Consider the following 7046-nt stretch of genomic DNA (forward strand, 5'->3'; position numbering starts at 1 on the left):
TGATGCCGACAAGAAAACGGGGCCGGAAGCTTTCGCCGCGGGCCCCGGATGATCTTACTGGAAGATCCTGACTGCGCTTTGCAGCGTCAGCCAGACGCCCCACAGGAGCGGTATGCCAACAAACAGCCAGAATGCACTGGCGGACGCATCGAAGCCCCCCTTGCCGATGCCGTAGGAGCCGCCGCCAACCGACGCTGCCTCGGCGCCCTTGGCCTGCAGCTTGGCGACTTCCTCCGGCTTCATGAACCAGTGCGCCGCCAGCGGCTTCACCAGCATGTTGCAGATCAGGCCCACCACCAGCATGCCGGCCAGGATATACATCGTGAAGTCATAGACCTGCGCGCGCGGCACGCCCGCGGCGATCTGGAATTCACGAATGTAGTTCACCACGACCGGACCGATAATGCCCGCAGTCGCCCAGGCCGTCAGCAGACGACCATGGATGGCGCCGACAAACTGGGTGCCGAAGATGTCGGCGAGATAGGCCGGGATGGTGGCGAAGCCGCCGCCATACATGGACAGGATCACCGCGAAGGCCGCGACGAACAGCACCTTGCTGCCCATCGCCGCGAAGGTCGGCACCAGCGCATACATGATGATGCCGAGGATGAAGAACGTATAATAGGTGTTCTTGCGGCCGATCTTGTCCGACAGCGACGCCCAGAAGAAACGGCCGGCGATGTTGAACAGCGAGATCAGACCTGCGAAACCGGCGGCGATGCCGGCAATCGTGGTCTTCTGCGCGGCGGAGAGCTGGCTGAAGGAGACGTCGGGTGCACCGATCAGCTTGCCCGCAAAAATCTCCTGCAGCATCGGCGAAGCCATGCCGATGACACCGATGCCCGCTGACACGTTGAGGCAGAGCACGCCCCAGATCAGCCAGAACTGCTTTGTCTTGTGCGCATTGTCGAGATGCACATGACCGGTCGTAATCATGGCATTGGCTTGCGCCGGCGGCGTCCAGCCATCCGGCTTCCAGTTCGGCGGTGTGATGCGATAGGAGAACGCGCCGATGGTCATGAACACGAAATAGATCACGCCCATGGCCAAGAAGGTCTGCCAGACGCCGACATCGGTGGGCGTCTTGAAATAGTTCATCAGGATGTTGGCGAGCGGTGAGCCGATCATCGCGCCGCCACCGAAACCCATGATGGCCATGCCTGTTGCCATGCCGCGGCGATCCGGGAACCACTTCACCAGCGTCGACACCGGTGAGATATAGCCGAGGCCAAGGCCAATGCCGCCAATCACGCCTGAGCCGATCCACAGCAGCCAGAGCTGATGGGTGTAGATGCCGATGGCGCCGAGCACCAAACCGCCACACCAGCACAGTGCCGACACGAAGGCCGCCTTCCGCGGACCGACGCGCTCGAGCCAACCGCCCCAGATCGCGGCGGAAACGCCGAGCAAGACGAAGAACAGCGTGTACATCCAGCCGAGGCTGGCGACCTTCCAGTTACAGGTGGTGGTGAACAATTCGGTCGCGAGGCTCATGCCGTCGCAGACTTCCTTCGCCGCCGGATTCGGAATCGCCTGCGACAGCGGCAACCAAAACACGCTGAAGCCGTAAGCCATGCCGATACACAGATGGATGCAAAGTGCCGCTGGCGGCACCAGCCAGCGATTGAAGCCGGCCGTTGCGATGATGCGTTCCCGGTCCAGCAGACCTGGCTTGGCGCCGGATAACGCTCCGGCATTGCCGATTGTTGTCATGAAATCCTCCCCTGCAGCCGACCCTTCTGAGCCGAGTTGCGTCCTGAAACAGTCGTGTCGTGATCATTCCCCAGCTGCGTGCAGACGACAGATTCTCGCGCGCATCTGATTAGAACAGGACCAAAGACCGTCACGGGAGTCGATAGGGAAAAAGTATCAATTGGCGAAATTTATCAATTATCTCAGTGGTATACCAGAGGCTCAATCGTCATTTGCTATCGCAGCATTCATTTTTTCGATGACGAAGACGATGATCTCGTCCCGGCGTTCAGAGCTGTCGATGCGGTCGCCCATCTGCTGCACCATCACGGGAATATCGATGACTGCCATCGGATCGGTGCAATGAACCTCGACGCATTCGCCGACGGACAGCGTTCGCAATGCCTTGCGCGTCATCAGCGCTGGCAGCGGGCATTTCAATCCGGTGAGGTCGAGTTTGGTAGCGGCCATGCATCAGGTCCGTTGTGAGAAATCGCGTTATATCCGCGGCGCCGTGAATGTCATATGCAGCCTTATGACGACTGATCATGACCCCATACTCGAGCCTGTTCTTGGCCTTGTGCTTGCCGGCGGCCTCGCCCGCCGCATGGGTGGCGGCGACAAGCCGATGCGAGCTATTGCCGGCCGCAGCATGCTGCAGCGGGTGATCGATCGCGTTGCGCCGCAATGTGACGGGCTGGTGATCAATGCCAATGGCGATGCAACGCGGTTCGCTGCATTCGATCTGCCCATTATCCCCGACAATGTCGCGGATTTCCCTGGCCCCCTCGCCGGAATTCTCGCCGGCCTCGATTGGGCGGCCGTGCATCGGCCTGATGTCCGCTGGCTGCTGAGCGTGCCCGGCGACTGCCCGTTCTTGCCGCGCGATCTCGCTGAGCGCTTGCATCGCGCCCTGCGTGAAGACGATGCGCAGATGGCGGTGGCCTCTTCCGCCGGTCAGACGCAGCATGTTGTCAGCCTATGGGATGTCGGCCTGCGCGACGACCTGCGCAGCGCGCTGGTGGATGAACAACTGCGCCAGGTCGGCCGCTTCATGGCCCGTTATCGCCTTTCCACCGTGGACTGGCCGGTGGAGCCCATCGATCCCTTCTTTAACGCCAATACGACCGACGATCTCACCGAAGCCGAACGGCTCGCATTGCTCGACGACAGAGCCTGACCTAAGCTTTCTTCCAACAGGCGGCCGAAAGTGCCGCATTCGATTGGGAGGATTGCTATGCGCGGCATGGGTTTGTCCGTGATCTCTTCGCTCTGCCTTGTCCTTTATGCCTCCACCGCCTCCGCACAAATCTCCGACGACGTCGTCAAGATCGGCGTGCTCACCGATATGAACGGACCGGCCGCGACGCCCTCCGGTCAGGGCTCGGTGACCGCTGCGCAGATGGCGGTGGAGGATTTTGGCGGCACGGTGCTGGGTAAGCCAATCACGGTCATCGTCGGCGATCACCAGCTCAAGCCCGATGTCGGCGCCTCGCTGGCGCGGCGCTGGTACGATGTCGATCAGGTGGACATCATCGTCGACGTGCCGGTCTCCGCTGTGGGCCTTGCCGTGCAGAATGTGGCCAACGACCGCAAACGGCTGTTCATCACCCACTCCACCGGCGCAGCCGATTTCCACGGCAAGTTCTGTTCGCCCTATACGATGCAATGGGTGTTCGACACCCGCGCACTTGCCGTCGGCACCGCGCAGGAAGTGGTCAAACGCGGCGGCGATAGCTGGTTTTTCATCACTGACGACTTTGCCTTCGGCCATGCGCTGGAGCGCGATGCGGCTGCCGTGGTGACGAAGACCGGAGGCAAGGTGATAGGCTCGGTGCGCCCGCCATTCGGCGCATCGGATCTTTCATCCTTCGTGCTGCAGGCGCAGGCGTCCAAGGCGAAGATCATCGGCATCGCCGGCGGGCCGCCGAACAATATCAACGAGATCAAGACCGCCGGGGAATTTGGCGTGTTCAAGGGCGGCCAGCAGATGGCGGCACTGCTGGCGCTGATCACCGATATCGATTCGCTGGGTTTGCCGACGGCCCAGGGCCTGCTTCTCACCACGTCGTTCTACTGGGACATGGACGACAAGACTCGTGCCTGGTCGAAGCGCTTCTTCGACAAGATGAAGCGGATGCCGACCATGTGGCAGGCCGGCGTCTATTCATCGACGATCGTGTATCTCAACGCCATCAAGGACGCCGGCACCGACGACCCGCTGAAAGTTGCCGCCAAGATGCGCGAGAAGCCGATTGAGGACTTCTTTGCCCGCAATGGCAAGCTGCGGGATGACGGGCTGATGGTGCACGACCTGATGCTGGTGCAGGTGAAGTCGCCGGAGGAATCGAAATATCCGTGGGACTATTACAAGATCCTCGCCAAGATTTCGGGCGAGGATGCGTTTGGGCCGCCGGATCCGGCTTGCGGTCTGGGGAAGAAGTAGAGCTACTTCACCACCCCGATCTCGCGAAAATATCTGAGCACGCCGGGATGGATCATCGCCAGTTCCGGCGCTGCAGCGACCGTGTTGCTCGCCGTCGTCTCCTTCGCCTGCGCAAGCTTCGCGCCCAGCGTCGCCTCGGCGCCATGCAGCGTCTTCGCCAGCCGATAGGCGACGTCATCCGGCAGCGTCTCGCGCACAAGGATATAGCTCCACGATCCCACCGAAGCGATCGGCGCCGGCTGGTTCGGATAGCTGTTCGCACCGATCAGCAGTGGCTTGAGAAAACTGTGCTTGCCGCGGATCTGCGCGATCTCCGCGGCATCCGGCGCGATGAAGCGCGCGCCGCCGGGGCTCTCGCTCATGGCCTTGAAGCCGGGCCAACCGATACCCGCGCCCCACAACGCGGCGACACGACCGTCCAGCACCATTGCAGGGCCATCACCGGCACGATCGAGATAGACCGCCTCAAAATCCTTGTCCTGATCGAGCCCCAGCCCGTCCAGCACATAGCGCGACAGGAAGACGAGTCCGGACCCCTTGGCGCCGAACGCCACCGGTTTGCCGACGAGATCACGGATCGTCTTGTAAGGACTGTCCGCGCGCACCACGAACATGCCGGGATTGGAATACAGTGCAGTCAGGATCTTCAGCTTCGTCGGCGCGCGCTTGACGCCTTTGAAAGCTTCATAGGCCGGCTCGCCCGCCACCAGTGCAAGATCGAGCTTGCCGTCTTCCAGCAGCGGGATGTTCTCGGTCGAGCCCTTGGTGTTCTGCGTCTTGAGCTGCAGCGCGGGATCAGCGGCGTTCATCACGTCCGCGAACGCGTCGCCATAGAGCGGAAACCCGCCGCCGGGTGTCGCGGTGCCAAGACTCAGTGTCGTCGGTGACATCGGCTTCGTTTCCTGTTGCGCCATCGCAGTGCCGGATATCAGCAGTGCCGCGCCAACCCACATCATGATCTTCATGAGACATCCTGACGCGATAACAATGACCGCACAGCCAAAGATAGGCAAATGCCGGATTCTATGAAAGCATGCCGATAACGGGCGGCAAAGCCCGATCAACGCCGCGCTGCCATGCCGATCAATCGCGCAGGCGGATACGGCCATAACACTGGAGGGATCATGTTCGCATCTTTGCGCGCGATGACGCGTCGCGTCGTCGCTGTCTGCGCTATCGCTCTTGTCGGTTTCACCGCCACCCCTGCATCCGCCGCCGGATATCCGGACCGTCCGGTGCGCTGGCTGATCGGCTTCGCCGCGGGCGGCCCGGTCGATATCGTCGCCCGGATCATGGCGCAGTGGCTGTCGGATCATTTCGGCCAGCAATTCATCGTGGAGAACCGCGCCGGCTCTGGCGGCAATCTCGCCGCTGCGGCAGCCGCCACCGCAGCGCCCGATGGCTATACGCTGCTGTTCGTCGCGCCGAACAACGCGATCTCCACCTCGCTCTACAAGAAGCTGCCATTCGATTTCATGCGCGACATCGTGCCGGTCGCCAGCATCATGCAGCTCGCCAATATGCTGGTGGTGTCCAACGCATTTCCGGCCAAGACGGTGAAGGAGTTCGTCGATTACTGCCTCGCCAATCCCGGCAAGATCTCCTACGCGTCGTCGGGCAACGGCACCTCAGTGCATATGTCGGCTGAATTGTTCAAGGCGATGACGAAATGCGACATGACGCATGTGCCCTATCGCGGCTCGGCCATCGCCTTCCCCGACATTATCTCCAACAAGGTGCAGCTGATCTTCGACAATCTGCCCACCGCGCTCGAACAATCCCGCGGCGGCAATGTGCGCGCACTCGGCGTGACCTCGCCGCAGCGCTGGCCGATCGTGCCGGATGTCCCCGCGATCGCCGAGACTGTGCCGGGCTTTGAGTCGATCGGCTTCTACGGCGTCGGCGCCCCCAAGGGCACCCCGCCGGAGATCATCGCGACGCTGAACAAAGCGGTTGGAGACGCCCTGAAGGATCCCAAGCTCATCGCCCGCCTCGCCGACACCGGCGGCGTGCCCAAGCCGATGACGCCTGAGGAATTCGGCAAGCTGGTCGGCAGCGAAACCGAGAAATGGCGCAAGGTGGTGGACTTCGCCAAGGTCTCGGTGGACTGACGACGCGGTCTAGACGCTGACGGCGACCATGGCGGGCAGCAGCTCCGAGCTGCTGACCGCCCCCGCCACCAGATAGGCGAAGCCGAGCAGCGCCAGGAAGCCGAGGAAGAACAGGCCGAACAGGATCAGCGAGATCTTCTTGGCAAAAGCCGAGATATTGGTGAAGCCGAGCCCACCGGCAATCAGCGATATGATCAACGAAATAATGGCCCAACGCAGCATCCGGCCCCCCCGCTTTGAAAATGCGGACGAAAACGTCCCCGGATCGCCAAAGTTCCGCAGCGCACCACGCCGCCATTGAACGGCAGCGACGAGCCATATAAGGAAAGCAAGCACCGCCGTCCCGGCCCACCCGCCCGGACGCCGGCGGGCCTATAGCTCAATGGTTAGAGCCGACCGCTCATAACGGTCTGGTTCCAGGTTCGAGTCCTGGTGGGCCCACCAATGATTTCAATGGGTTACGGCCATATATTTCCAGTGTAAAGATCTACGGTACAGGTGTCGGTACAGGTTGCGTTCATGACCTGATCCAACTCTGTGCTTTTTAGAACTCCAAAAGACACCCACACTAAATTTGAGATCTCCATTATCACAACGCCCTCGCGTTGCGCTGTGCAGCTCCGGCCATGATCCTCCCTTTCACATGCGTAGAGCCGTTGAGAGCGCTGGGAGCTGGCGCTACCCAAGAAGCGACGCAGTTCAAACATTCAATGCAGGCCTGTGGGCGATCAATCACTGACAACCATCTGACTGAGTGCCTGCCCACTCAATCTAATGAGGATCCGTGACGCTTCGGG

General features: G+C 61.3%; 7 protein-coding genes and 1 tRNA gene. 4 read left to right on the forward strand and 4 right to left on the reverse strand.

The window, feature by feature from the left end; translation table 11 throughout:
• Positions 1 to 54: 54 nt before the first annotated feature.
• Together ACIQ2A_RS07820 and ACIQ2A_RS07825 are read right to left on the reverse strand one after the other, a co-directional pair.
• The gene (locus ACIQ2A_RS07820; protein ID WP_398477567.1) at positions 55 to 1713 is read right to left on the reverse strand and encodes an OFA family MFS transporter; all 1659 of its coding nucleotides are present in this window, start codon (positions 1711 to 1713) and stop codon (positions 55 to 57) included.
• A gap of 201 nt (positions 1714 to 1914) precedes the next feature.
• Positions 1915 to 2163 (reverse strand): sulfurtransferase TusA family protein, encoded by a 249-nt coding sequence (locus tag ACIQ2A_RS07825; protein ID WP_398477569.1) that lies wholly within the window; start codon positions 2161 to 2163, stop codon positions 1915 to 1917.
• Positions 2164 to 2227: 64 nt separating this feature from the next.
• On the opposite strand from ACIQ2A_RS07825, the gene mobA reads away from it, so the two are divergent.
• Positions 2228 to 2872, forward strand: coding sequence for a molybdenum cofactor guanylyltransferase MobA (gene mobA, locus ACIQ2A_RS07830; RefSeq protein WP_398477571.1), 645 nt, complete (start codon positions 2228 to 2230; stop codon positions 2870 to 2872).
• A 57-nt stretch (positions 2873 to 2929) separates the two neighbouring features.
• A complete protein-coding gene (locus ACIQ2A_RS07835) occupies positions 2930 to 4138 on the forward strand; it encodes an ABC transporter substrate-binding protein (RefSeq protein ID WP_398477573.1) in 1209 nt (402 codons plus the stop codon).
• A 2-nt stretch (positions 4139 to 4140) separates the two neighbouring features.
• Here ACIQ2A_RS07835 and ACIQ2A_RS07840 read toward each other — a convergent pair whose 3' ends face one another.
• Entirely contained in the window at positions 4141 to 5103 is a 963-nt protein-coding gene (locus ACIQ2A_RS07840) for a TAXI family TRAP transporter solute-binding subunit (RefSeq protein WP_398477575.1), read from the reverse strand.
• Positions 5104 to 5283: 180 nt separating this feature from the next.
• Between ACIQ2A_RS07840 and ACIQ2A_RS07845 the strand changes: the two genes are divergently transcribed.
• On the forward strand, positions 5284 to 6249 hold the full coding sequence (locus ACIQ2A_RS07845; protein WP_398477588.1) for a Bug family tripartite tricarboxylate transporter substrate binding protein: 966 nt from the start codon (positions 5284 to 5286) through the stop codon (positions 6247 to 6249).
• A 9-nt stretch (positions 6250 to 6258) separates the two neighbouring features.
• Here the strand turns inward: ACIQ2A_RS07845 and ACIQ2A_RS07850 are convergent, their stop codons facing one another.
• On the reverse strand, positions 6259 to 6471 hold the full coding sequence (locus tag ACIQ2A_RS07850; protein ID WP_398477577.1) for a DUF1328 family protein: 213 nt from the start codon (positions 6469 to 6471) through the stop codon (positions 6259 to 6261).
• Positions 6472 to 6617: 146 nt separating this feature from the next.
• Here ACIQ2A_RS07850 and ACIQ2A_RS07855 point away from each other — a divergent pair.
• Positions 6618 to 6693: transfer RNA gene (locus ACIQ2A_RS07855), tRNA-Ile, on the forward strand.
• The last annotated feature ends 353 nt before the right edge of the window (positions 6694 to 7046 follow it).

Origin of the sequence: Tardiphaga sp. (genome assembly GCF_044336785.1) — a bacterium.
In the GTDB taxonomy this organism is placed as follows: domain Bacteria; phylum Pseudomonadota; class Alphaproteobacteria; order Rhizobiales; family Xanthobacteraceae; genus Tardiphaga.